This window comes from Sphingobacterium hotanense, from assembly GCF_008274825.1.
In the GTDB taxonomy this organism is placed as follows: Bacteria; Bacteroidota; Bacteroidia; order Sphingobacteriales; family Sphingobacteriaceae; genus Sphingobacterium; species Sphingobacterium hotanense.
Map to the genome: position 1 here is coordinate 3,033,686 of NZ_CP030848.1, position 24,845 is coordinate 3,058,530.

Below are 24,845 nucleotides of genomic sequence, written 5' to 3' on the forward strand. Positions count from 1 at the left end.
GGATGCAGAAGATCAGCCAATATATAGCTATCCGTGATAATAGGGTCCTTTGGAATGACAACGTAGTTTTCGAAGGACAGAGTTCAGATTTTAAGGACTTCGCTAAAGAACTATATCAGCATCTAGAGATTAATTATCCGAAGTTTTACAAGATGGATAATTTATGTAAATTAGCCTTTTTAGCGTCAGAAATAGCATTAACAAACAATGAGGAAGAGGATATTGCATTGTTATTCTGCAATAAGGAAGGTAGCTTGGACTCCGATCTACAGCATCAGAAGCTCATAAGCAATATAGATAACTTCTACCCTAGCCCGGCGTTGTTCGTTTATACACTTCCCAATATCAGTATTGGCGAAGTGAGTATTCGACATCAATTGAAATCGGAAAGCATGTTTTTACTCGCCGACAGATACCAATCGGAATACATCGCACCGTACTGCGAGCTTCTGATAAATAGCAGCAAGGCTAATAAAGTACTCTGCGGATGGCTAAAAATGATAAACGGAGACTATCAGGCCAACTTTTACTTGGTTGAACCTGAGGGAATCTTAGAACATAACATAGAAAACATAGATCAGATTATAAATAAATAATAAGGATGGCGGAATTAAAGAATCTGTTAAAACAACAGATAATTGAGGTGTTAAATCTGGAAGATATTTGTGTGGCAGATATTCAAGACGATGACGCCTTATTCGGGGATGGACTTGGATTGGACTCCATAGATGCATTAGAACTAATTGTACTGTTAGATAAGCAATATGGTATCAAACTTGCCGACCCTAAGCAAGGCAAGGAGATCTTTGCCTCGATTAATACGTTAGCGGCTTTCGTCGAACAAAACCGTACGAAGTAAAAAAATGCCGATCGGAGTCGCTATAACCGGAATGGGTATTGTTTCGTCGATAGGTCTTTCTGTCGATGAGAACTTCCAATCTTTAGTAAACAGACGAACCGGCATCTCCTATCTAGAGAACTTCCAATCTAAACATGCAGCTCAGATAAAGGTAGGCGAAATAAAAGTGAGTAATGAGGAATTTCAAGATCGCTTAAAAATTCCTTTAGGTCATAGCTTTACCAGAACGAGCCTTTTAGGCGCCTATGCCGCAAAACAAGCGATTTTAGATGCAGGAATCTCTGACATTAATTCGGTTAGAACAGGATTAATATCTGCAACTAGCGTAGGCGGCATGGATACGACCGAAAAACACTTCAAAGACTTTCAGGATCAAACTGCATTGCAGAAATTCATCAATAGCCATAATGTTGGTGATAGTAATAATAAAATTGCGGATTACTTGGGAATCCGCGGAATGGTAACAGGTATATCGACCGCGTGTTCATCCGCGGCTAATGCCATCATGTTGGGATCTGCACTCATTGAAACCGGTCGTTTAGACCGAGTTATCGTCGGCGGAACGGATGCACTAAGTAAGTTTACTATAAACGGTTTTAATAGCTTAATGATCCTCTCTGACACAGATAACACACCCTTCGACCAAGACCGCAAAGGTTTGAATCTCGGAGAGGCAGCGGCGTATTTGGTCCTCGAATCTGAAGAGCAGGTACAAAAAGAAAACAAGCAGGTATTATCCTACCTCAGCGGTTATGGCAATGCAAATGATGCTTACCATCAGACTGCTTCCTCCGAAACCGGCGAAGGAGCGTACCTAGCTATCAAGAAAGCGATGAAAAAAGCAAACTTATTAGCAAAAGAGATTGATTATATCAATGTACATGGTACAGCAACTGCTAATAACGACCTCTCAGAAGGAAGAGCATTGCTTAGAATATTCGATAAAGTTCCGGAATTTAGCTCTACCAAGTCTTTTACTGGCCATACATTAGCGGCTGCAGCAGCAATCGAAGCAGTATACAGCATCTTAGCTTTACGAGCAGGAATGGTATTCCCTACGCTGTACTTTAAAACTAAGATGGAAGAATTTGAGCTTGTGCCAACTACGGAACTCCGCGAAAAGAACATCAACCATGTACTTTCTAACTCATTCGGCTTTGGCGGCAATTGTTCATCTCTCATTTTCTCAAAGAGTTAAGGATGGAATGTTATATTAACGGTTTAGGATCGATAGGAATCCAATCATTAGGTTTTAATGTGTGGATTGATGAGCCCTGCATTATTAATACTAGTAACAAAGTGGCGCATCCCTCCTATAGAGAACTTATTCCTGCCGGAGCATTAAGGCGAATGTCGACCTCTGTAAAGATGGGGATTTATGCTGCGCACCAAGCAATGCAGGAGGCGCATGTGAATTATCCCGATGCCATCATCACGGGGACTGGCTTAGGTTGTCTTCAAGACTCTGAGAAATTCTTAGACACCATGATTGAGAATGATGAAGAATACCTTACGCCAACTTCCTTTATACAATCGACACATAATACCGTTGCAGCACAGATTGCTCTGCAATTAGGCTGCAAAGCCTATAACTTCACCTATGTAAATGGAGCGAACTCCTTCGAAGCGGCCTTATTTGATGCAATGCTACAGACAACTAGTTTCGGAGCTAATTCAGTACTCGTAGGTGGCATTGATGAGACTTCGACTCAATTTGATCGCTTATTTCAGCTTTCTGGGCTTTATAAAACAGAAGGAGCATCGATAGATTTCAAACATCCAAGCAGTCCGGGCGCCTGTTTAGCGGAAGGTGCCAACTTTTTCGTTCTTTCAAACGAAAGACAACAAGAGTCATACGCTCAATTGGTTGATGTGCATTATTTCAATCTACCTCAGGAAACGGTTCTTTCTGAAGTTGAAGGCTTTCTAGGAAGAAATAGCCTTCAAATTGAGGATATAGATCTTGTTTTCTTAGGCTATAATGCAAACAGTCAAGATCAAGGGTTCTTTGAAACATATGCATCGCTATTTCCTGCAAGCTCGCATGCCTACTATCAGCATTTATCTGGTTCTTTCTTTACGGCATCGGCTTTTGGCTTAAAACTAGCTGCTGAAGTCCTGAAACTTCAACAGCTACCATCAAACATCATCTACAACGATATTAAACCTAAGCAGCTTAAAACTATCTTATTAATAAATCAATCGCGAGGAGTTGACAATAGCTTAGTGCTTATTCAATCATGTTAAAACACCAGTACATTCGAATAGTCATTGTAATTGCTTGCGTCGTAGCAGCAATCGGCTACTTGTATGATTATTGGAGCATATTCATCTTCGTCATAGTCGCATTCATCGGGTTAGGCTTAACCGTGTGGGGAGTCTTTGATATCCGTTTAGGTTATTTTGGTAAAACTCACTTCAAAGCTAGCGAACAGAGGACAAACTTGGTTTCACTGACCTTCGACGATGGCCCCTGCCCCTACACCGAACAAGTGCTCAATTTACTGGATCGATACGAAATGAAAGCAACTTTTTTTTGTATCGGTCAGCAAGTGTTGAAATATCCTGAGATTGCGAAGAGAATAATAGATAGCGGACATAGCATAGGTAATCATAGCTTCACACATCGAAAAGATATTGCTTTTTCTAATGCCGCTGAGATGGCGACGGAGATAAAGCTTGCCGATGATGCTATTACGAAGATCACGAAATCTGTTACGCCCATGTATCGCCCTCCTTTTGGAGTGACTAATCCGAATGTGATTAAAGCATGCAAGGCCACCAATAAGGAAATCATAGGCTGGAGTATTCGCTCGCTAGACACGGTGATTAAAGATGAGAAAAGGATATTGAACCGCATCGTACCGAGAATAAAGCCCGGTGATATTGTATTACTCCATGATACCTCGGAGCGCACTATCAATGTGCTGGAACAGTTGTTGATTAAAATGAAGGATATGAATCTACAATCTATACCAGTGGATAGATTACTAAAAATAGAAAGAAATGGGTAAGTTGAAAGGACTATTTATAATATCATTCTTGTTGATTACAGTTACGAGCTTTGCTCAAACAAAGATGAGCACAGCAGAGGCTGCAACCTTTAAGAGCAATGTAGAGAAGCAAGCGCAAAAGATTAGCAGTATAACAGCTAATTTTGAAGCTAGCAAATATGTATCTGTCCTTAAAAAGCCGGTAAACTTTACAGGAATTTTCAGACTGAAGGGTAAAAAGCTACTTTGGCGTTATGATGCTCCACAGCAGAATGCGATGCTTTTTGATCAGGATAAGCTCTTTATGAAAGACGAAAAGGGCAAGAAATCAACCATAGATCTAAATAAGAACCGTAGATTTCGTCAGTTGCAAAGCTTGATGACGGAGACCAATACGGGCAATGTCTTCGATGAAACGAACTTCAACATCAGCTTTTTGAAAAATGGATCAGATAAACTAGCAATCTTAACACCAAAGAATAAAGACATGGCAAGATTTATTAAGCAGGTGGAACTGACCTTTAGCAATAATGAACATACTGTATCTGAAATCAAGATTGTGGAGAAATCGAATGATTATACGCTATTCAAGTTGAAGAACAAGAAATTTAACAGCAGTATTAGCGATAGCGAGTTTAAATTGTAATTTTGTTTACCGACTAGAAACGTTTGACCTCTATGCTGATCCCTGATTTTTATACCGTACTGCAAAGTAATCTTAGCGAGACGCAAGTCGATGCTCACATAAAACTAAATGCAGAGCACCCTATATTTCAGGGGCACTTTCCTAATAACCCGGTTACACCAGGGGTCTGCATGCTACAAATATGCAAGGAGCTGACTGAATCAGCTACTAATAAAGCGCTAAAGATGAGCTCTTGCAAGAATATAAAGTTCACAGCATTAATCAATCCTTTTACGGATCCTGAGCTGCAGATTAATTTAGCTATTAAATCTGACTCGACCTCTTATAAGATCAGCGGCACAGCCTATTACGGCGATACTCTAGCGATCAAAATATCAGCTCAATTAACCGCTTAATGATGTTGGAAAGCTTGGGAGTTAATCATCGTGTTTGTGTCATTATTCCGACCTACAACAACGCTAAAACGTTGAAAAGAGTCGTTGATGGTGTATTGCAGCATATAGACCATGTATATGTTGTTAATGACGGCAGTACAGATGCTACGTCGAGTATCCTTACTCAATATAATGATATTGTAATCATCAATCAGCCGAAGAATCAAGGCAAGGGCAAAGCCCTGCAAGAAGGCTTTAGGCAAGCCCTTGAAGATGGATTTGATTACGCAATAACTATAGATTCTGATGGACAGCATTATCCGGATGATATCCCTGTTTTTCTTGAAGAGCTCTCCAAACACAGCGAACCGGTCTTATTGATCGGAAACCGCGACATGGAACAGGCCGGTATCCCCGGAAAAAGCAGTTTCGGCAATAGATTCTCGAACTTCTGGTTTTGGTTTGAAACAGGAATTCGATTGGAAGATACCCAATCCGGATATCGCATGTATCCACTCAAGCATCTCCCGAAAAAACTTTACACCAATAAATTCGAGTTCGAGATAGAAATCATTGTTCGAACAGCATGGAACGACGTATTGGTAAAAAATATTCCGGTAAAAGTACTTTACGACCCAGCGGAGCGCGTATCGCACTTTAGGCCATTTAAGGACTTCACGAGGATATCCATCCTCAATACGGTACTCGTATTGATTACCCTACTTTACATCAAACCACGTAATTTCTTTCGAAAGCTAAAAAAAAAAGCTTTAGCAAATTCCTAAAAGAGGATATCCTACAAACTCAGGATACCGATGAAGTCAAAGCGATGTCGCTCGCTATGGGGGTGTTTATTGGAATAATCCCAGCCTGGGGTTTTCAAACATTCCTATGTATCAGTATCGCCGTAGCATTACGCTGGAATAAAGCATTAGCATTTCTGGGATCAAACATTAGTATTCCGCCATTTATCCCCATTATCGTATTTCTAGCCCTGCACATTGGCAGTTTCATCATTCCAGCAGACCAACCTATCCATCTTGATTTCGACCATCTCAATATGGAGGCTATCAAAATTCATCTGTTGCAATATGTGCTCGGGAGTTTTCTTTTAGCTATTTTTGCTTCCATCAGCATAGGTTTGATATTTTACTTGATCCTTAAATCTGCTAGCCGAAAAGCAAAGAAACATGTCGAATAGTTTTTATTCCATTTATAAACTCATCCAAAAGCACCCAAAGATCGCATTGCTTAGCGCAATGCTTTTCCTGATTGCTTCCGTAATGGTCATTAAAAACATCCGATTCAATGAGGATATCAATAAAGTAATTCCTATCGATAATTCAGCGGCGACTGCAACCAACATCATACAGCAGATGTCTTTCACGGATAAAATCTCCGTAATCTTCAGTAAAAATGAAGAAGCCACCGATGATGACCTAAAGGATGCAGCACAAGCCTTTCTAGATACGGTAGCCCAATACGAGCATTTTTACCACAACATTCAAGGCACCTTAGATGAGGATTTATTCAATCGCTCCTTCGAATTGGTTTACACGCATTTACCCGTGTATCTTGACGATAAAGACTATGCTACTATTGCGCAAAAACTACATAAAGACAGTATCAGAAAACAAGTCGATCAAAACTATGCTACCCTAATGGGCAGTGGGGCACCTTTTATGAAAGAAATCATCGTTAAAGACCCGCTACAGATATCTTTTCTCGCCTTAAAAAAACTACAGCAATTTCAGGGAGGAACAGATTATGTTTTTGAAGACGGCTTCCTGTTCTCCAAAGACAGGTCCAAACTCTTTCTGTTCATCAACCCGAAATTTGGAGGTGCTGAAACAAAGAATAATGAAGTGTTTGTAGACAGTCTTAGAGGAATTCAAAAGGCCTTAAATCAAGAATTTAAAAATGTAGAGACCTCTTATTTCGGCTCAGCCTTTATCGCGGTTGCCAATGCGAAGCAGATAAAACACGATATCCTAACGACTGTAGCTATCTCAGTCAGCCTGCTCATGCTGATGCTGATCTTTTACTATAGAAACTGGTTTGTGCCTTTGATTGTAATGATTCCCTCCGTGTTTGGTGGTTTATTAGGCATTATCTGCCTCTACTTTATTCGATCAGAGATCTCTGCGATATCACTGTCCATCTCAGCCATTCTTATCGGTATTACGATTGATTATGCCTTACATTTCCTTACGCATTCCAAAAGCAGCGCTAATAAAAAAGAGCTCTTCCGTGACGTCTCGCGCCCATTATTAATGAGCAGCTCAACAACCGCTATCGCCTTCTTGTGCCTGCTGTTTGTTCGATCGGAAGCATTAATGGACTTAGGGATATTTGCCAGTATTGCTGTTGTAGCCACTGCAGTATTTACGCTCATTATCCTACCTCATGTCTATCAGGGAAAGGAAATAAAGCATGCCCACCTTATTGACCGGGTCGCGCAATATCCTTTTGAAAAGAATAAGCTGTTGACTGGTTTTTCGCTCTTGCTCATCGTTCTTAGCCTTTTCACTTATCACAAAGTGAGTTTTGACGGCGACCTCTCTAAGATAAACTATATCCCGAAAGACCAACAAGAAGCCGAAAAAGCGCTGAATCAGGGGCAGGAAATCTTGAAAAACCTGTTTATTGTCAGTTATGGAGATCAAGAAGCTGATGTATTAGCCAATAGTCAAGCGCAGTTAAGCCAACTACAGGACAACAGGAGCATCAGCAGCATCCAATCTATCAACAGCCTCGTGCCCAGCATAGACGCCCAGCAGGAAGCCATAGCGCGGTGGAATGCGTTTTGGACAAGCAGCAGAAAACAAACTACGATTAGTGAAATTGAACAAACAAGCATTGCTAAAGGCTTCGTAGACCAAACGCACCAACCTTTTTATGAAGCATTAGATCGCGAGTACACAACGATCAGCCTACAGGATATCGAAGATTTTGATCCTCAGTTCTACCGCGAATTCGTTCATGGCGATAATAGTCAGTACATTATTTCTACACTGATTTCCCTAGCGCCCGAAGATCGAGATCAATTTGTTAAATCCTTTGAAGAAAGCAATAAAGGAAAAAACAATATAATAATCGATAGACAAGCTTTAAATGAGCAATATTTGGGCTACCTTATCAACGATTTCAATAGCTTGGTGAGCTATTCCTTCCTCGCGGTAATCTTCATTCTATTCTTTTTTTATAAGCGAATTGAGCTAGTTATCGTTGCATCCATTCCAATTGCATTGACGGGCTTTATTACAGCGGGTATCATGGGACTTCTGAACGTCCCATTTAACATCTTCAGCACGATCGTATGCACGCTTGTATTTGGACATGGTATCGACTTCACGATATTTATGACCAGTGCGCTGCAGAAACAATACACGAACGGTAAAGATGAAATGCCTATCTATAGAACCTCCATTATTCTTGCCGTGTTGACGACTATATTGGCCATTGGAGCACTCATCTTTGCTAAGCACCCAGCGTTGAAATCCATTTCATCCATTGCGCTTATTGGGGTCAGCGTTGCTGTATTAGTTACATTTGTCCTTTACCCTTTATTATTTAAATTCCTGTTTTTTAATCGGATCAAGAAAGGTCTATCTCCTATTAACTTGGGGCTGCTGTTACAGAGCATCTTCCTTTTCTCCTACTTTGCTATTGCAAGTGTATTCGTTTCTGTCCTCATCCGATCTTTGTTCTGGATACTACCGATGTCCAAGTTGAAAAAGCAAGTTCTATTCTCAAAATGGATGTCCCTATACATGTCCTCAGTACTTCACTTAAAACATCAAGTGAAGAAAAGAATGTACCATATCGACCGTATTGAGAACAGACGCCCAAGCATATTGATCGCAAACCATAGTTCATTCTTAGATAGCCTGAGTATGGGTATGCTGCATTCCAATATAGTTTATCTAGTCAACGACTGGGTTTACAACTCTCCCGTATTTGGCCGCGCTGTACGCTTTTTAGGTTTTCTACCTACCTCAGCAGGCATCGAAGGACAAACGGACATGCTAAAAGAACGCATAGGAAGTACGTTCTCTGTTGTCGTATTTCCGGAAGGCACACGATCCAATACCTCGGAGGTCCATCGATTCCATAAAGGCGCATTCTTTCTATCCGAAGAATTACAGATGCCAATTACCCCAGTTTTCCTTCATGGTAATGCTGAAGCGCTACCCAAAGGCGATTTCATCATATACGACGGCCTAGGCGATATACACGTAGGCGAGCCAATCGACCCAGATAATCCTCAATTCGGTGTCGGCTATGCCCAACGCGCCAAGAACATTGCTCGTTATTTCAAAGAAACTTATAAACAGATCAGGCTCCGCCAGGAAGATGAAAACTATTTCAAAGCTAAACTACACTTAAATTACCTGTACAAAGAAGGAGATATACTAAGTCACGTAAAACTTGATTTCAAAAAACATAAGAAGCTATACCATAAATTGTTTTTAGAAATAGAGGAGAAGGCAAGGATAGCACATATCACAAGCGACTACGGTCAAGTAGACTTCCTGCTTGTGCATCAGTTTGCCGCACGAAAGCTTATCACCTTTAACAGCAACCCGGAGCATCGCGATATTGCGAAGGCAGGTTTTATCGTCAATAAATTCCACATCCAATATGTAGATCAGCTGGAAGCACTATGGAACAATCAGGAGGTGCTTTTGCTCTCTGCTATTTCCCAATTTGATATAGAAATCCCTACACATATACAGAAGATCATTGTTCTTTGCGCTGATATTAGCGAAGATTTTGTAAATTTCTCGCTGCGTCATCAAGAAGCAAATTACCGCGTATATCTTAGAAATGAAGGAAACTAGACGTTTTGATGTTGTTGTTATGGGAAGTGGACTTGGCGGTCTAGTGACAGGACTGTTGCTTGCGAAAGCAGGAAAGAAGGTCTGCATCCTCGAAAAAAACAACCAATACGGCGGCAATCTGCAAACCTTTGTTCGCGACCGAGAAATCTTCGACTCCGGTGTCCACTACATTGGATCGCTCGCTGAAGATGAGAATCTAGGCCAGTATTGGAAATACCTAGGTGTTTTAGATCAGATTCAATTTGAACGAATGGATCTCAATCAGTTTGATGTAATCCGTTTCAAAGACGATCCCACAGCATATCCACAGGCACAAGGCTACGAAAATTTCATCCTACAACTTAGCAATCACTTCCCTGAGGAAGAAAAAGCTATTCGGAATTATATAGAAACGGTCAAGCGCTACTGCGCGCAATTTCCCTTATACGAGCTTAAAGAAGGCTTTGGTTATGATGAGGATGTTATGCGAGACAGCTGTCTCGATATCATTTCATCGCTGACCCAGAACGAGAAACTGCAAGCCGTCCTCTTGGGAAACGGCTTCCTTTATGGTCTGCACGCCGATTCGCCGTTTTACATGCATGCATTAATCGTAAAATCCTACATTCAGAGCGCATGGCGATGCATACGTGGCGGGAGCCAGATCAGTAAAGCATTCACGAAGCAATTGCGCTTGCATGGTGCAAAACTTTATACCTATCAGGAGGTCGAGGCTTTGAACTTTGACGGGGATAAGATCAAAAGCTGTGAGACCAAGGACTTCATTTATGAAGCGGAAACCTTTGTCTCGAATTTAAGCGTTTTAAAGCTCTTTAAGCTATTTGATGACTACAATTACCAGAAGCCTTATATTAAGCGCCTAGAAAGCTTAAAAGAAGGCCCATCTGCATTTTCAACCCATATAGTACTTAAAGAAAATACGGTTCCGTATTTTAATCATAATATTTATCATTTCGATGAGCCAGCCGACGCCTTGAGTTATGAAGACAATTGGAATGGCGACAGGCCCAAATCCGTCATGATATCCTGTACGCCGCAACATGCGAATCCAAAATACGCCAGCAGTATTTCCGTGTTGACCTATATGGATTTCAAACAGGTGGAGCAGTGGGAAGATACGCGCAACACGGTCGCGGAACCCTTACATCGTGGTAACAGCTACGACGAATTCAAGAATAGAATTTCTAAAGAAATGATCGACATATTGTCGTTATACTTCTTTGAAATTCAGAAAAATATTAAATCCATATATACTTCTACTCCACTCACCTACCGCGACTATATCGGCACACGACGGGGTGCAATGTATGGAATAGAGAAGCATGCATCGAACCCTTTGGCGAGCATGATATCTCCAAAAACCAAGGTGAAAAACCTATATCTAACCGGACAGGATGTTCGTTTGCATGGTATCCTCGGAGTAACAATCAGCGGCTTTATGGCTGCAGGTGAAATACTTGGAAGAGAAGAGTTCTTCGATCGTTTTCTAAAATCTGTACGAAATGTGTAGAGCCTTCTGTCTTTTCCTAATCTTATTTCTCCTCTCTTCTTGCGGGTCGATCAAGAATCTTAAAAAAGAAAGCGCAAGATTTCAGCAAGAATTTGACAGTATTAATGTTAGGCTAGAAAGCGAAGACCAATTAAGTCAATCTCCTTATGGAAACCTACAATTGCGCCTAAAAGGGAATGATTTTGAACTAGGCTACAAAAAAGGCTTGATTACCAAACCTTTCTTACAGCATCAGGAGGATGTTTTTTTTCAGAAAGTTGCAGAATTTGTGCCGAAGCCAAGACGACAGCGCTTATTGATGAAGTTTTTAAAATGGTATCATCTTGATATCCTGCAGGATATCCCCCTCAGCTATCGAAAAGAGATATATGGACTATCCAGACACGCTGGAAATAAATACGATTATGTAGGCAACAAATACGAAAGGAGCTTACTCCTACACGGTGCGCATGATATCGGCCATGCCATGCAAGATCTGATGCTCGTTGGCTGTTCCAGTGTGGCGCTATGGGATAGCAAAACCCAAGACGGCAAACTACTGATCGGTCGAAACTTCGACTTCTATGTCAACGACGCATTCGCAGTAAACAAAATTGTTGAATTCATTGCCCCCGACGAGGGTTACAAATATGCTTCCGTCTCATGGCCTGGAATGATTGGCGTCGTATCGGGAATGAATGAAAAGGGACTGACTATCACCCTCAATGCCGGCAAGTCGAGTATTCCGCTTCGCGGAAAAACGCCGATCTCAATCGTTGCGCGCGATATTTTGCAGCATGCACAGAACATCGAAAAAGCAATACAGATCGCAAAAGGTTTTGAAGTTTTCATATCTGAATCTTTATTGATTGGTTCTGCGCAAGATAATCGAGCGGTCAACATTGAAATGAGCCCCAAGCGATTCGATGTGTTCGAAGTAAACAATGATATTCTTTTCTGTACCAATCATTTTCAATCGTCTGTCTACACAAAAGATAAAAGAAACAAAGCACATATATCCAGTTCCCACAGCCAATATCGCCTCGATAAACTGGAGCAATCTTTCAGCAAGAAAGGAACCTATCAGCCTGAAGATATTGCCAAGGTATTGCGCGATGAAACAGGCTTGAATAATGAAGATATAGGGTATGGAAATGAAAAAGCACTGAACCAACTGCTAGCCCATCATGCCGTAATCTTTAAGCCGGACGAACTGTTGATGTGGGTATCGAATAACCCTTATCAACTTGGCACATTTGAAGCCTATGATCTTCGGAAAGCATTCCACAACGAAAAGCCAATTCAGGCGATCAAAGAACTAGAAATACCGGCAGATCCGTTTCTAAAAACGAAAGCCTTCGCGGATTTTCAGCAATTCAGAGGCTTACTCCCCAAAATCGAACGGGCTACGAAAACAAAACAGGAAATTTCAGATAGCGATCTACAGTTATTAGAAAAATCTAATCCAAACCTTTGGTTAACATATAAAGTACTGGGAGATTACCATTTTAAACATCAAAACTGGGAAAAGGCCAGCCATTATTACGAAATTGCACTTAGCAAAGAAGTGAGTTCTGAAAAAGCGAAAGAGCAGCTGCAGAAACAACTTCTAAAAGCAAGAAAGAAACTATGATTCCAAGAATAGAGACCCAAGAAAAGTTAGAAATAATAGCCTTCCAGAACGAACTGTTAAGAAAACAGATCGCTTATTTGATGGCTAATTCGCCTTTCTATCAGCGAAAATTCAAAGCGGAAAATATTCAGCTTGACACCATACAGTCAATTGAAGACCTATCGAAAGTTTCCGTAACGACAAAAACGGACTTGCAATTATTTAATGATGACTTCCTCTGTGTCCCTAAAAAGGCGCTCAGAGACTATTCGACGACTTCCGGAACGCTGGGTGACCCCGTAACTTTTGGACTAACTGATCAGGATCTGGACCGCCTTGCCTACAACGAGATGCTTTCTTTCGAATGTGCTGGCGTAAAAGAAGGGGATCTGGTACAGCTAATGACCACAATAGACCGTCGTTTTATGGCCGGTATGGCCTATTTCCTTGGTCTACGAAAACTCGGGGCTGGCATCATCCGCGTTGGGGCAGGCGTGCCGCCACTGCAATGGGACTCTATCCTGCGCTACGAACCCAAATACCTGATCGCCGTCCCTTCTTTCATCCTCAAGATGATAGAATATGCCGAAGAGAATAATATTGATTATAAAGGATCATCCGTCAAAGGTGTAATCTGTATTGGCGAGTCGCTACGCACGGCCGACCTACAACCTACGCTTTTGGCGAGTAAAATACAGGAAAAATGGCCTATCGAGCTCTATTCGACCTATGCTTCTACAGAAATGAGTGCCGCATTTACGGAATGTGAAGCTTTTCAGGGAGGACATCAGCACCCGGAGCTAATCATTACTGAAATTCTTGATGATCAAGACCTGCCTGTAAAAAATGGCGAATTAGGCGAGCTTGTTGTTACGACTTTAGGCATAGAAGCCATGCCTCTATTGCGCTTTAAAACGGGCGATCTTGTAAGAAAATATAGCGAACCCTGCTCCTGCGGGCGAACAACGGATAGATTAGGTCCCGTAGAAGGCAGAAAACAGCAGATGATAAAATATAAGGGAACTACCCTCTATCCGCCTGCTATGCATGATGCTGTAGCACATTTCAGCGAAGTGAAACTGCACCTCATCGAAATATCATCGAATGAAATCGGCACAGATGAAATCCTGATTCGCATATTCGCAACGGATAGCTCCGAAGAATTTGCTGGCAAATTGAAGGACTATTTTAGAGCCAGACTACGTGTCACTCCACACATCAGTTTTGAAGATGAAGCGACATTACAGAAGATAATATACAATCCACTTAGCCGCAAACCTATCACCTTTATTGATAATCGATAGATTATCGTTAAAAATTGTTAATAAGGGAAGTTCATGAAACGAAAGGCACTTGAATTGCGTTATGTATATAAAGCAAAAGTAATAAGAGTAAAAATTTCATAATTTAGGTTAATAATTGGTTTGGTAAAAATCCTGAAGCTCCCCGCTTCAGGATTTTTTATTTTGTAAGTATCTATTTTCAAAGGGCATCAAGAACTTTCATTTAATATATTATTTCAATCGAATCCTGAAAAGCTTCCTCCCTCATTCGACCCCCTCCTTTCCTTCTCCCTATCCACTCCCAAATCTCAGCCCTTTCCCTGCGGTTCTGATTGGGTTATACATTGAGTTTGAAAGGGCTTTAAAAGGGAAAGTAGCCCAACTCAGGCTTATCCCATTCCTTACCCAAAACTCACTAAAACAATACGCTAATCAATTAATCCTTTTTCCAATAGATCTTGGAAAATTAATACGTCTACGGGGCTAGACTTCACATGGTCTGCATATTCAAAAAATGCAATCTTTTCAATCTCGCTAGACGCCACGGGGGTTCCGCGGAATTCAGCCGTATAACAAGACATCTTCACCTCCACTCCCTGTGGAAACTTAAACGGGTCGGCTTGTGCGCGAAAAGTTCCGAAGTATGCAATGCTATCAGGAATAATATCCCCATCCAATTCTTCCTTCACTTCTCTAATCAGCGTTTCCTGATCCGTTTCGTTGCCATCGCGCTTACCACCCGGCAAATACCATAGCTCTCGATTCTTATTGATCGAGCTCAACACTTTGCGGTCTTTGATATAAATAAGGGCAACTTTATCGATTTCCATGGCAGATAAAAAATAGGTGGAACCCTATTAAAACGTTAAAAGCGGCAAAAATGTTTTATTGCGGGTCATGAATATTGCAGACCAAAGGCAGATCGTAAAATTGAGAGGCAGACTCCGCATATGGAGCCTGCCACCTCTGACACCTATGAATGAAACATAATTACAAGGTCTTTTTATATCTTTTAGCTTCCGCCGCGAACGCGGCTCTGCTCTTCGTTCTTCTTATTTAGCCGATCGAAAGCTTTCCCATTCGTTCCGATTTTATAGGATAGGGAGAGCAGGAAAGTCCGGCTATCTAGATTGATATATTGGTTCATACGGACATTGCCTGAGAAAGATTCCGTTTGATATCGGCGTGTTTTGAAAATATCATTGGCAGCAAACTTCAGGTTCAACTTATTATCAAAAAATCGCTTCATGACACCGGCAGAAACATGTCCGGTGGATTTCTGTTTGAAAACACCATCCGATTGTGGCGACTGATAAGCGGCAATCAATTCAAACGACCACTGCTTAGGCAGGTTCAAGGTATTTGTAGTTAAAAAGTCTACCGACCATTGCCTATTATCAATCTTTTCCTCGCGGAATGATCCGAAGAAGTAATTCTCATGTGCCGTAATATTGTTAATGCTGCTGAATGATTTAACAGGCGAGAATGCGTAGTTCACATTGATGCCCTTATTGCGATATCCCTCGATATTTTGCAAACTTCGAATGGTTACCTGCTGCTCAGGCAACTGCGTGAGGACGCTAGTCATCACATCTTTAACGTCAGTATAGAACAGCGAAAGATGAAGATCTTTCATCAACGAATAGTTCAGTTCGAAGCTATGGGCTAATTCGGGTTGCAATAGCGGGTTTCCTTCCCAGAAGATGGAAGCATCCACAAAATAACGAAAAGGGTTCAAGTCCTCGTACTCCGGTCTATTGATCCGACGACTATAGGAAAATTGCAACTGGTGGTTATCGTTCAATCTGTATCCTAAAGAGCCACTAGGAAATAGATTTGTATATTTTCGTTTATTGATGCTGTTCGTTGTTAATTGATTGCCAACGGCGTTAGTATGCTCAGCACGTAAGCCCGCCATCAAGGTCCAAGGACCCGACTCCAGATGATAATTCATATATCCCGCATGGATCTGCTCGTCAAAAAGAAAATGGTTGCTTGTACCTAAGTCACGAACCCAGTCAGCTACACTTAAAGTATCGTTGATTGCATTATTGTCCGAATTCATCCAACTGCTCTTCCATCCGATTTCGAAACGTTGCTTATTTGATAAATGATGCAGGTAGTCGACCTTTCCAACCCTAAGTTTACTCACCGAAGGTGTTTCGTTTTTACGCATAGAAACAAAAGCTTGCTCATAATCCGTTTCCTGATAATAGGTATTCAATGCTTGATCGGCATCGTAATCAGCATACATATAGTCAAAATCTGCAGACAAAGTATGATCCTTGGCTCCTATTTTTTGCTGGAAACTTAAGTTGATATTATTCGTATTCCACCGACTCACATTATCGTTATAGGTCAGGGCTTTGGAAATAGGAGACGCAGAAGTGTTGAAGACGTTTTTATAGCCTGCGTTCCTATTTTTGTATGTTCCAAAGTTCCCTGACCATAACAGGCCTAACTGTGTGTTTATAAAAGGATGGTAATCAAACCCAACCTTAGCATTATTCGTATTTAGTGGTTCATTTGTCTTCGAGTATTGTTTGGAAACCGCCGATCCACCGGCTATTCCCAAATCGGCATAGTAGCGATCAAAGTTTCTATATTCTTCTTCGCCCCGGTAAGTGTAGTCATAGCTTCCATATATATTAAATGCCTTTTCTTGCTTATTGAAATTTAGGCCTGCTCCATAACGCTCTTTCCTGCCGCCCCCGCCAAAGCCGTTTACTGCAAGATTGAATCCAGGCTTTCTGCCATCTTTCAATACGATGTTGATCATTCCTCCCATGCCTGCGGCGTCATACTTCGCCGAGGGATTGCTGATCAGTTCAACGGATTTTAAGGAAGAAGAAGAGGTTCCTTGCAGCAAGGTGGCCAGTTCCTTTTGAGAGAGGTAAGACAATTTGCCATTGATCATGACGCCTACATCTGCTTTTCCACGCATACTGATATTACCATCATCATCTACTTTCACGCCTGGAGCCCTTTGCAAGATTTCTAGCGCGGTTAAGCCATCGGAAAGCAGACTATTCTCTACGTTGATGATCATGCGGTCTGACTTCTGTTCAATCAGACGCTTCCTTCCAGTTATGGCTACCGCATCAATCGTGTTGGACTGTGCCTTCAAGATAATTTCGCCTAGGTCTATTATCCGGTCTGTAACGAGGATATTATCGTTCGTTGCCTCGGCATGGCCTAGATAGGAAAACTTTATCTGGTATCTACCTGCTGGCAATTTCTGAAAAAACTGACCCTTGGCATCACTCGATAAAGAAAATGTATTTGAATCGGCGTGCTCAATACGAATACTGACTTGATCCAGCGCTTCATGAAACTCATTTAGCACAATCCCCTTGATACCTGAAAGAGATTGCCCTAAACAGAGAGTCGATATAAAAAATAGTACGGCTAATAATGTGAAATGAAACTGCATATCTATCGTGTGTCGTTACGGAAATTTAAATAGTTCTAGGCTAGGATACGGCTGATTCAACTTGCTTTCTGCTCCGATCGCTTTTTTGGAAACGAGCAGCTGTTGATTTTTTCTTTTTCTTTCTCCTGCCCCACCAGATCAAGAATCCTGTAATAGGTAAGGAAGTCGCAATAATTCCGGCTAAGAAGGTCGATAATTTACCAAATTGTCCCCACCATTGTCCCATGTGCAATTGCCATATGGTATTTTCCACTTTCTCATGAATAATGTATGGCCTATCAATAAAAATCTCTTCACCGCTATACCGATTGTAAATCGCTAGGTCTAAATTTTCGGTGCTCTTTAGGCCAGCCACTCCCAGATTGATCACATAGGCGCCTACCTTATCTAAGTTATAGACCCAAATACCTGCGTTTTTCTTCTCGGGGTGAGCCTTTAGCGCCCGATAAGCAAATTCGGCGAGGTCCCGTGATTTTCTTTCTCCATCCGCCTCCGGCAAAATCGCTTCCACATGCTCGGAAGAACCGCCGAATGCTTTGCTCAGCACCTCACCAAGCGAATGAAAAAAGATAAAAATACCAGTCACGCTCAGAATAAAGCACAATAAGAGAGAATAGAAACCGTAGACATTATGCAAGTCATAATTCAAGCGTTTGAACTTCGCTTTCCATTTGATGGTGAAGGAGTCATTGACTGTTTTTTTAGTCCATCGCTTCGGCCACCATAATATCAGGCCGGTAATGCATCCCAGCGCGAAAATGATGGTAGAAATCGTAACGATCCAATGCCCAACCTCTCCTGCAAGTAAAGCGGAATGCAAATGTGCAGTTACATAGAAGAAGTGAGCATTCGGATCGGCTTTCAACACCTCAGCGGTGTAGGGGTTAACATATAAAAAAGTAAGTTTCTTCGTGTCTTTATGGAATGCGCGGATACGCATGCTCCGGGCTGCTTCTTGAAAGAAGACCATTTGCGACAACTGATAATTGGGATCGAATTGTGTCACCGCTGCGATTATTTCATCGGCGCTCGCCTTTTCCTTGCCTATCGAAACGTAGCGTGCATCACCGGCACTGTATTCTAAGATTTCGTCGCAATAGACAATGAGCGTACCTGTTAAACAAACAAATACCAGTATGACGCCCGAAATAAGACTGGGCCATAAATGAAGCCAGGCATTCAAACGGGAGAACCAGGTCTTCCCTTTTTTCTTTGCCGGAGCATCCGCTGACGCTGCCTTTCCTGTTGATCTTAATTTGAAGTTAGTCATTTCCTTAGGAGTTTAGGGATGCCGGATGCTTTGCAGCATCCGGCAAATTGATGGATATATGTACTTAGAACTTAAATGACAGGTTTGCTAATATTTCGAAAGGCTTCTGTGGTTTTCCGTAGAAATCCCAGTATTGAATATCGCCTAGATTGTTCAATTTCACACCAATTCTATACTTTGGTTTATCATAAAATGCAGTGGCATTTACAGTTGTATAAGCGGGAACTGCGAATACTTCTTGTACGTCTAAATAAACCTTATCGACATAGTTGATACCAGCACCGAGACCAAAGCCAGTCAGACTCCCTTGTAAAAACTTATAGGAAGTCCATACATTCGCAACGTGTTTCGGTGCCCAGTTTTTTCTTTTGTTCATATTGGCTTCAATACTTTTCACATATTTAATGTCATTGTATCCATAGCCTGCAATAATATTCCATCCGCTGATTGGGTTTGCGATGAAATCGAACTCAATACCGCGACTTCTCAACTTCCCATCCTGCACATAAACGTCTTGGGAAACTTCGCGTAAGCTGTTGGTCACATCGATATTATAATAACTTAAGGTAGTATTGATACGACCATCTAAGAGTTCTCCCTTCGCGCCAAACTCATATTGATTAGCTTGCTCTGGTTTCCAGTTCATCATAACAGGCTCCAAGTTGAGGTCTTTGTCACTAGGTAAACCTTGTGATGCTGCCATGTTCCGGAAACTATTCATATAGTTGGCAAACAGGGATAACTGTCCTTTAATCGGCTGATAAACTAATCCAAATTTTGGAGAAAGCGAGGTCTGTTCATAGCCCTCCAACGTTCGCACTGTATTATTCTTAGGATCTTTATTTGGTGTAAAGCTATAGGAGTCATCCGCCATATAATGATTCACACTTAAACTAAGCATGACAAACAAGCGATCAGCAACATTCGTCACATTGGATAAATAACCGCTTAGTATTTTATTGCCGGAACGATTATAAGAATCTCCCGGGCTTTTAGCATCTCTAGACTTCAAGATATCGGCTCTAGTAATCGGATTCCATGCCTGATCGGTAATACCGACAGTATCGAAGGTGAGAAATGCCGGTGACATCGATAGATCGGTGTTCTTGTGGAACGAATAGTCTACACCCGCTACCAACGTATTCTTTACATTGGATATGAAGAAATCGCCAACAAAATTCTGCTGAAGTGAATTGTAAGTTAGATTATAACGGTCGAATATACGATAGCGACGTTCGATTTGGTTATCATTTAGATAAGTTGGGACAAAGAAAATAGACTCCTTATCACCACTTTGGTTAAATTGATAGGATGTTCTCGATGTCCAGTGATCCGATATTTTATACGCTAATTCGGTACTCACGTTCATATTCGCCCGAGATGTCATGATATCATCGCTTAATAGCGCTCTATCATAGGGTAATGGCACTTTATCCATCGTTCCGTAGGTCAGTTTCTGCGTGTTGCGCATATAAGCTAACAATGTTTTCTCCGGAACATAGATATCAGCATCAAAGCTGACGGTCGTTCTGTCGTTTGGCTTGAAGAGCAAGCTTGTTGCAAAGGCGAATGCCTGTTGCTTTCCAGCATCTTGGAAACCATTCTGCGTCATGCCCATAACATTAAAGCGCGCTAAAGCGGTTCGGTCGCTATTCAACGGCGTATTGACATCCGCTGTAATTCGATTCATCCCCCAGCTTCCGGTGGTATAAGCTACCTCACCACGAAAAGATTCGAATGGCTTCTTCGTTACTGAATTAACCACCCCTCCATAGGAAGTAACCTGCGCACCAAATAAGGTCGCAGAGGGACCTTTCAATACTTCAATGCGTTCAAGATTGTAGATTTCATTGGCAGTTCTTGGGCTACTTGGAAGACCATTGCGCATGGTAACTCCCGCATTAAATCCGCGTAAGAATACCTCATTACCACTATCATTAACACCGTTGCTCGCTACTGCGCCGGCCACTTGAGACATGGCTGAATTAAAATCTGTAGCGCCCATTTCCTGCACTAATTCTTTGGTCACAACTGAATAGGCCTGTGCATTCTGCAAGTTTGCCAATGGCATTCTCGCAATATCAGAGGTCTCTTTCCTCGAAAACTTATTACGCTGTATATCGGAAACTATAACCTCCCTTAATTGGTTTGCTTGCGATTGTACGGTTATCTTATCTACCTGTGTCGTCTCGTTAGCAATGACTCGTACCGGAATCTCTCGAACGGAATAGTTCGCATAGCTTATCACGAGCGTGTAATTGCCGGCTGGGGCCGATAATGTGTAGCTACCGCTCGTCGTTACAGAAGTGCCGTAGCTGGTATTCTTAAGTTTAACAGATGCATAAGCAAGTGGCTTCCCGTCCATCGTAAAGACCTCCCCTGCTAGTTGCCCTCTCTGCTGCGACATCCCAAAAAACGGAACCAAGAGCAGGAAGAAAAGCATCGTAATTGTGCTTGAATGTTTTAAAGTAGAATTGTATTGCATACACTATTTTTATTTAGAATAATTATAAATAATGCTGCAAATGTATTAGTTTTGACCGCTATGGAATATCAAATAGAGGATTAATAATATCAAAAAAAGGATATTTTGAAAACAATCTCCATTGAGGAATTTTACGGAAAAGACTTATTATCAAAGATTTTTGAACCCAATCCAGCGGAATGTTGTAAAGACGGCTTTCAGCATCGTGTATTAATTAATGAATTTGTAAGAGGAAACTTTCAATGCCTTTGTGTAGAGGATGTCGTCATCTCTTATCAGGAATGGCAGCTCATTCAACCCTTCCAACTAAGTATTGCCCATCGCGAACAGCTTATTAAATTGCAGTTCGAAATAGAGGGTGATTCAAAGTTTAGAAGTGATGACTTGAAGAAAATCGATATACCTGAAGGGCACTATCAATTCATCTATATTCCCAATGCGAAAGGAAAGCTCGAATATTCAAAATCTAGAAAGGTATTGGATTTACATATCTCGCTTGAACATTTATTGCAGTTCCTGACCTCGCAGGGATTAAGCGATAAAGAAATTCGCGAGCATCTCTTAATCAAACATTATAGTTTCTTCCGCTCGGCTATGAAAATTACGCCGCAACAGCATGCGCTGATCCGAGAACTGTTAAATCATCAATATCAGGAAGGCTTTGCGAAAGAGTTCATCCGTATAAAAGCATTGGAGCTCATCTATTCGGCATTTAAGGATAATGCTAATACAGCCTCTGAGACGAAATGGCGAGCGGAAGATCGAACGATATTGCTAGAAATAAAAAATTATTTAGACTGCCATTTCCAACAAGAACTACACCTGAAAACTATCGCGCGGCAATTTGGTATCAATGAATTCAAATTGAAGAATGCTTTCAAGGATCTTTTTCAAGATACGGTCATCAATTATGTAAGAAAACAACGTGTAAAGCATGCACACCACCTACTGATGCATAGCAATATGGAGATTAAGGAGATTGCCTTTATCAGTGGGTTCAAATATGCGCATCATTTCTCGCAGGTATATCTGCAACATTATGAGCGGCTGCCAAGCGAAACAAGGCAAGCCATCAACAGGTAATTAGTTAGCTAATTTCAGCTCATTGCCAATTTTATTTGCCACGCTCTTGATTACCGGTGGGATTCCAAAGCGGTCTAAATCCTTCCAGAATTCTTCCGTATACTTACTTTTTTCCTCCAAAAATTGCCAGCGTTTATCATTTGGCTTTAAGGCTTTGTATTCCGCCTTTGTCAAAAAACTGCGCTCCATAACATAAAACTCAGTCGAGTAATCTCGTGGCATGTAGCCATGCTCCTTCTGCCGTTTGATAGAAGCAGAAACCGTCGACACTCGACTAATTAAATCCATAATGGAAGGATTCGTATAGTTATTCCCCTGATAGGACTCTGAACGGGTACTTTTGTACACTTCGAATTTAATCCTGAAAAAACTGACATGCACCTTCTTTCCTGGCGGGAAAACGTTGTAAAAGACCTGGGTGTTACCATCAGCTCCGACTTGCGAATAACCCATCGCCAAACCCTCATTTTCGATAACCGTACGATTTCCGCTATTTTTCAACTTTGCTCCCTTAACCCCTTCTATGGCTTCCAATAAGCTTTTGGATTGTATATTATTGATTGACGGTTTGAAATACATCAGCGAGCCCTGCGTGTCTTTGAGTTCTTGATTTGCTTCCGCATTGCTAAAAAGGCGATATTGATGGAGTTCCATCTTCGACTTACCTTTATTCTTATTGATTGGAATATAATAAGACACGATCCCATCATAGAGATAGCGAGAGCGATTGTTGAAGGTTTCATAATTCCTGAAATACCCCTTCAAAACCACATAATCATATTTCTCGCTATCCATCACGGTCACCTCTTCCAAAGCGACACTTCGAGCTTGCATACGGATAACCTTGGCTTTCAGAAAATCAGCATAAGGAAGATCTAAATTTTGGTAAGAGATATGATTCAACGTGATGGTCGATGCATTAGCTGCTTGCAAGGAATCCAAATGTATCTCACCATTCAAATCAGATGAACCTATCAAGAGTCCGGAATCGGTGTAAACATTGGCACCAGCAATTCGTGTATTACTGAGGCTATCGACTACTTGAATCTGCGCTTGAAGCGTATTTAGGCAAGACAATAAGATAAAAAGCAATACGGCAATTCTCATATTTAGTGGATTTGATAGCGCTAAATTATACAATTACTCAAATTGCCCGTATATAGATTAACATACTTTAACCCTGAGATTAGGCTAATGAAAAATCCACTAAGGGTTAAAGATCAGCATGATAAAGACGATAAATAAGGTCAAGTGCATCAATCCGATGATGGGCGAAGTTCTTCTTCCCATACAGCTCATCAAGCTAAGTAAGAGTGTTAAGACAAAAAGGATCGTTTCTGTCCCTGTTAGCCCGAAGTGTACTGTCTTGCCAGCAATTAATCCAACGATCAATACCGCAGGCACTGTCAGCCCAACTGTCGATACGAAAGCGCCATGACAAAGATTGATCGCCCGTTGGAATTCGTTATTCAATGCGGCCTTAACAGCAGTCATCGATTCAGGGGTAAATACGATAATCGCAATCAACACGCCTCCTAACAAAGTAGGCAGCTGGGCTGCTTGAATCCCATAGTCAACAACGACGGCCATATGATGCGAAAGTAGCACAATCGGCAAGATCATCCCTAAAAGTACTATCGAGCGGATTAGAATTTCGGATTTAGTAGAATTAGTAGCTTGCGAGCTTTCGCTCGCCTCCAACTCCGCGTTGATGATAGTATCGGCGAACCTAATCTCCATTTGCCCTACTGGAGGCTGTATATAATGATGGCGGTATTTCGTCATCTGGAAATACAGGAATGCGGCATACAACAAAGCCACAAGACCTGAAAGAATAATCGCCTGCGTCGTGCTAAATGAACCATCACCGGCTCCGCTGATAAAGTTAGGAAGCATCATGGAAATACCGCCAAGCATGATAATCATGCTGTGGTAAGCCATTGCGCCTTGCGCATTGTACTCCTGCTCGCCATACTTCATCCCCCCTAATAGAAGACATAATCCCATCACTAAATTCATAATAATCATCATGACCGAGAATATGGAGTCTTTACCAATAGTAGGGTTTTCTGTTGGGCCTAACATAACGGCCGCAATCAAAATAACTTCAATAGATACAATCGACAACGTAAGTATTAAAGTGCCGTAGGGCTCCCCTAACTTATGTGCCAGTTCGTCTGCTTCACGCACGACACCAAAAGCGGCCCCCACGATCGTAGCCAACAACAGCAAAAACACAGCAACAGCAGTCCATCCGCCCATTTGCGCGCCCAGCAAGTCATGCCCAAAAAGGCTGAAAATAACAACGACTACCCATACCAGTCCTAATCGAATCCAAGTCGATAGAGGAATGATCTCGCTAATGGATGTTTTTTTTACCGTATTCATGATTCTATCTTTACAATAATTTTTGAAAACCTTGCAAAAATAGCACCTCTGATGCCCTCGAAAATTATCCTGGGATAATAAAAGGA

20 protein-coding genes are annotated in these 24,845 nt (G+C 41.5%); 14 read left to right on the forward strand and 6 right to left on the reverse strand.

Going from position 1 to position 24,845, the window contains the following annotated elements; genetic code table 11:
• The first annotated feature begins 2 nt into the window (after positions 1-2).
• The 13 genes from DSM08_RS12805 to DSM08_RS12860 are packed head-to-tail and all read left to right on the forward strand — an operon-like array spanning position 3 to position 14,121.
• On the forward strand, positions 3-596 hold the full coding sequence (locus DSM08_RS12805; RefSeq protein ID WP_149526531.1) for a 3-oxoacyl-ACP synthase: 594 nt from the start codon (positions 3-5) through the stop codon (positions 594-596).
• Between the two features lie 5 nt (positions 597-601).
• Positions 602-859, forward strand: a complete 258-nt coding sequence (locus DSM08_RS12810; protein WP_149526532.1) for a phosphopantetheine-binding protein — start codon at positions 602-604, stop codon at positions 857-859.
• 4 nt (positions 860-863) lie between these two features.
• Positions 864-2,057 carry a beta-ketoacyl-[acyl-carrier-protein] synthase family protein gene (locus DSM08_RS12815; RefSeq protein WP_149526533.1) on the forward strand — a complete coding sequence of 398 codons (1,194 nt, stop codon included), beginning with the start codon at positions 864-866 and terminating at the stop codon, positions 2,055-2,057.
• A 2-nt stretch (positions 2,058-2,059) separates the two neighbouring features.
• Positions 2,060-3,106: a beta-ketoacyl synthase chain length factor gene (locus tag DSM08_RS12820; RefSeq protein ID WP_149526534.1), complete on the forward strand. Its 1,047-nt coding sequence runs from the start codon at positions 2,060-2,062 to the stop codon at positions 3,104-3,106.
• On the forward strand, positions 3,100-3,873 hold the full coding sequence (locus DSM08_RS12825) for a polysaccharide deacetylase family protein (protein ID WP_149526535.1): 774 nt from the start codon (positions 3,100-3,102) through the stop codon (positions 3,871-3,873). The genes DSM08_RS12820 and DSM08_RS12825 overlap by 7 nt, the downstream gene beginning before the upstream one ends.
• The gene (locus DSM08_RS12830) at positions 3,866-4,498 is read left to right on the forward strand and encodes a LolA family protein (RefSeq protein WP_149526536.1); all 633 of its coding nucleotides are present in this window, start codon (positions 3,866-3,868) and stop codon (positions 4,496-4,498) included. The genes DSM08_RS12825 and DSM08_RS12830 overlap by 8 nt, the downstream gene beginning before the upstream one ends.
• Positions 4,499-4,530: 32 nt before the next feature.
• Positions 4,531-4,893 carry a hotdog family protein gene (locus DSM08_RS12835; RefSeq protein ID WP_149526537.1) on the forward strand — a complete coding sequence of 121 codons (363 nt, stop codon included), beginning with the start codon at positions 4,531-4,533 and terminating at the stop codon, positions 4,891-4,893.
• Positions 4,894-4,907: 14 nt separating this feature from the next.
• A complete protein-coding gene (locus tag DSM08_RS19170; protein ID WP_223110811.1) occupies positions 4,908-5,657 on the forward strand; it encodes a glycosyltransferase family 2 protein in 750 nt (249 codons plus the stop codon).
• A gap of 44 nt (positions 5,658-5,701) precedes the next feature.
• Entirely contained in the window at positions 5,702-6,073 is a 372-nt protein-coding gene (locus tag DSM08_RS19175) for a DUF2062 domain-containing protein (protein WP_246172245.1), read from the forward strand.
• On the forward strand, positions 6,063-9,716 hold the full coding sequence (locus DSM08_RS12845) for a 1-acyl-sn-glycerol-3-phosphate acyltransferase (protein ID WP_149526538.1): 3,654 nt from the start codon (positions 6,063-6,065) through the stop codon (positions 9,714-9,716). The genes DSM08_RS19175 and DSM08_RS12845 overlap by 11 nt, the downstream gene beginning before the upstream one ends.
• A complete protein-coding gene (locus DSM08_RS12850) occupies positions 9,703-11,226 on the forward strand; it encodes a phytoene desaturase family protein (protein ID WP_149526539.1) in 1,524 nt (507 codons plus the stop codon). Before DSM08_RS12845 ends, DSM08_RS12850 begins: the two co-directional genes overlap by 14 nt.
• A complete protein-coding gene (locus tag DSM08_RS12855; RefSeq protein WP_149526540.1) occupies positions 11,219-12,838 on the forward strand; it encodes a C45 family autoproteolytic acyltransferase/hydolase in 1,620 nt (539 codons plus the stop codon). The genes DSM08_RS12850 and DSM08_RS12855 overlap by 8 nt, the downstream gene beginning before the upstream one ends.
• Positions 12,835-14,121, forward strand: a complete 1,287-nt coding sequence (locus DSM08_RS12860) for a phenylacetate--CoA ligase family protein (protein WP_149526541.1) — start codon at positions 12,835-12,837, stop codon at positions 14,119-14,121. The genes DSM08_RS12855 and DSM08_RS12860 overlap by 4 nt, the downstream gene beginning before the upstream one ends.
• A gap of 407 nt (positions 14,122-14,528) precedes the next feature.
• Here the strand turns inward: DSM08_RS12860 and DSM08_RS12865 are convergent, their stop codons facing one another.
• The 4 genes from DSM08_RS12865 to DSM08_RS12880 all read right to left on the reverse strand — a co-directional run bounded on the left by DSM08_RS12865 (position 14,529) and on the right by DSM08_RS12880 (position 21,288).
• Complete coding sequence (locus tag DSM08_RS12865; protein WP_149526542.1) at positions 14,529-14,930, reverse strand: NUDIX hydrolase; 402 nt, start codon at positions 14,928-14,930, stop codon at positions 14,529-14,531.
• A 182-nt stretch (positions 14,931-15,112) separates the two neighbouring features.
• Entirely contained in the window at positions 15,113-17,533 is a 2,421-nt protein-coding gene (locus tag DSM08_RS12870; protein ID WP_149526543.1) for a TonB-dependent receptor domain-containing protein, read from the reverse strand.
• A gap of 40 nt (positions 17,534-17,573) precedes the next feature.
• Positions 17,574-18,803: a PepSY-associated TM helix domain-containing protein gene (locus DSM08_RS12875; RefSeq protein ID WP_149526544.1), complete on the reverse strand. Its 1,230-nt coding sequence runs from the start codon at positions 18,801-18,803 to the stop codon at positions 17,574-17,576.
• A 64-nt stretch (positions 18,804-18,867) separates the two neighbouring features.
• Positions 18,868-21,288, reverse strand: a complete 2,421-nt coding sequence (locus DSM08_RS12880) for a TonB-dependent siderophore receptor (RefSeq protein ID WP_149526545.1) — start codon at positions 21,286-21,288, stop codon at positions 18,868-18,870.
• Between the two features lie 105 nt (positions 21,289-21,393).
• Between DSM08_RS12880 and DSM08_RS12885 the strand changes: the two genes are divergently transcribed.
• Positions 21,394-22,371: an AraC family transcriptional regulator gene (locus tag DSM08_RS12885; RefSeq protein ID WP_149526546.1), complete on the forward strand. Its 978-nt coding sequence runs from the start codon at positions 21,394-21,396 to the stop codon at positions 22,369-22,371.
• On the opposite strand, the gene DSM08_RS12890 is transcribed toward DSM08_RS12885, so the two are convergent.
• The gene (locus tag DSM08_RS12890; protein ID WP_149526547.1) at positions 22,372-23,478 is read right to left on the reverse strand and encodes a carboxypeptidase-like regulatory domain-containing protein; all 1,107 of its coding nucleotides are present in this window, start codon (positions 23,476-23,478) and stop codon (positions 22,372-22,374) included.
• A gap of 99 nt (positions 23,479-23,577) precedes the next feature.
• On the reverse strand, positions 23,578-24,759 hold the full coding sequence (locus DSM08_RS12895; protein ID WP_149526548.1) for a calcium:proton antiporter: 1,182 nt from the start codon (positions 24,757-24,759) through the stop codon (positions 23,578-23,580).
• Positions 24,760-24,845: the final 86 nt, after the last annotated feature.

Coding starts and splice junctions, on each gene's coding strand:
- DSM08_RS12830 (WP_149526536.1), top strand. CDS start 3,866: ATGGGTAAGTTGAAAGGACTATTTATAATATCATTCTTGTTGATTACA.
- DSM08_RS12875 (WP_149526544.1), bottom strand. CDS start 18,803: ATGACTAACTTCAAATTAAGATCAACAGGAAAGGCAGCGTCAGCGGAT.
- DSM08_RS12895 (WP_149526548.1), bottom strand. CDS start 24,759: ATGAATACGGTAAAAAAAACATCCATTAGCGAGATCATTCCTCTATCG.
- DSM08_RS12865 (WP_149526542.1), bottom strand. CDS start 14,930: ATGGAAATCGATAAAGTTGCCCTTATTTATATCAAAGACCGCAAAGTG.
- DSM08_RS12810 (WP_149526532.1), top strand. CDS start 602: ATGGCGGAATTAAAGAATCTGTTAAAACAACAGATAATTGAGGTGTTA.
- DSM08_RS12850 (WP_149526539.1), top strand. CDS start 9,703: ATGAAGGAAACTAGACGTTTTGATGTTGTTGTTATGGGAAGTGGACTT.
- DSM08_RS19175 (WP_246172245.1), top strand. CDS start 5,702: ATGTCGCTCGCTATGGGGGTGTTTATTGGAATAATCCCAGCCTGGGGT.
- DSM08_RS12825 (WP_149526535.1), top strand. CDS start 3,100: ATGTTAAAACACCAGTACATTCGAATAGTCATTGTAATTGCTTGCGTC.
- DSM08_RS12860 (WP_149526541.1), top strand. CDS start 12,835: ATGATTCCAAGAATAGAGACCCAAGAAAAGTTAGAAATAATAGCCTTC.
- DSM08_RS12845 (WP_149526538.1), top strand. CDS start 6,063: ATGTCGAATAGTTTTTATTCCATTTATAAACTCATCCAAAAGCACCCA.
- DSM08_RS12880 (WP_149526545.1), bottom strand. CDS start 21,288: ATGCAATACAATTCTACTTTAAAACATTCAAGCACAATTACGATGCTT.
- DSM08_RS12870 (WP_149526543.1), bottom strand. CDS start 17,533: ATGCAGTTTCATTTCACATTATTAGCCGTACTATTTTTTATATCGACT.
- DSM08_RS12815 (WP_149526533.1), top strand. CDS start 864: ATGCCGATCGGAGTCGCTATAACCGGAATGGGTATTGTTTCGTCGATA.
- DSM08_RS12890 (WP_149526547.1), bottom strand. CDS start 23,478: ATGAGAATTGCCGTATTGCTTTTTATCTTATTGTCTTGCCTAAATACG.
- DSM08_RS12835 (WP_149526537.1), top strand. CDS start 4,531: ATGCTGATCCCTGATTTTTATACCGTACTGCAAAGTAATCTTAGCGAG.
- DSM08_RS12805 (WP_149526531.1), top strand. CDS start 3: ATGCAGAAGATCAGCCAATATATAGCTATCCGTGATAATAGGGTCCTT.
- DSM08_RS12855 (WP_149526540.1), top strand. CDS start 11,219: ATGTGTAGAGCCTTCTGTCTTTTCCTAATCTTATTTCTCCTCTCTTCT.
- DSM08_RS12820 (WP_149526534.1), top strand. CDS start 2,060: ATGGAATGTTATATTAACGGTTTAGGATCGATAGGAATCCAATCATTA.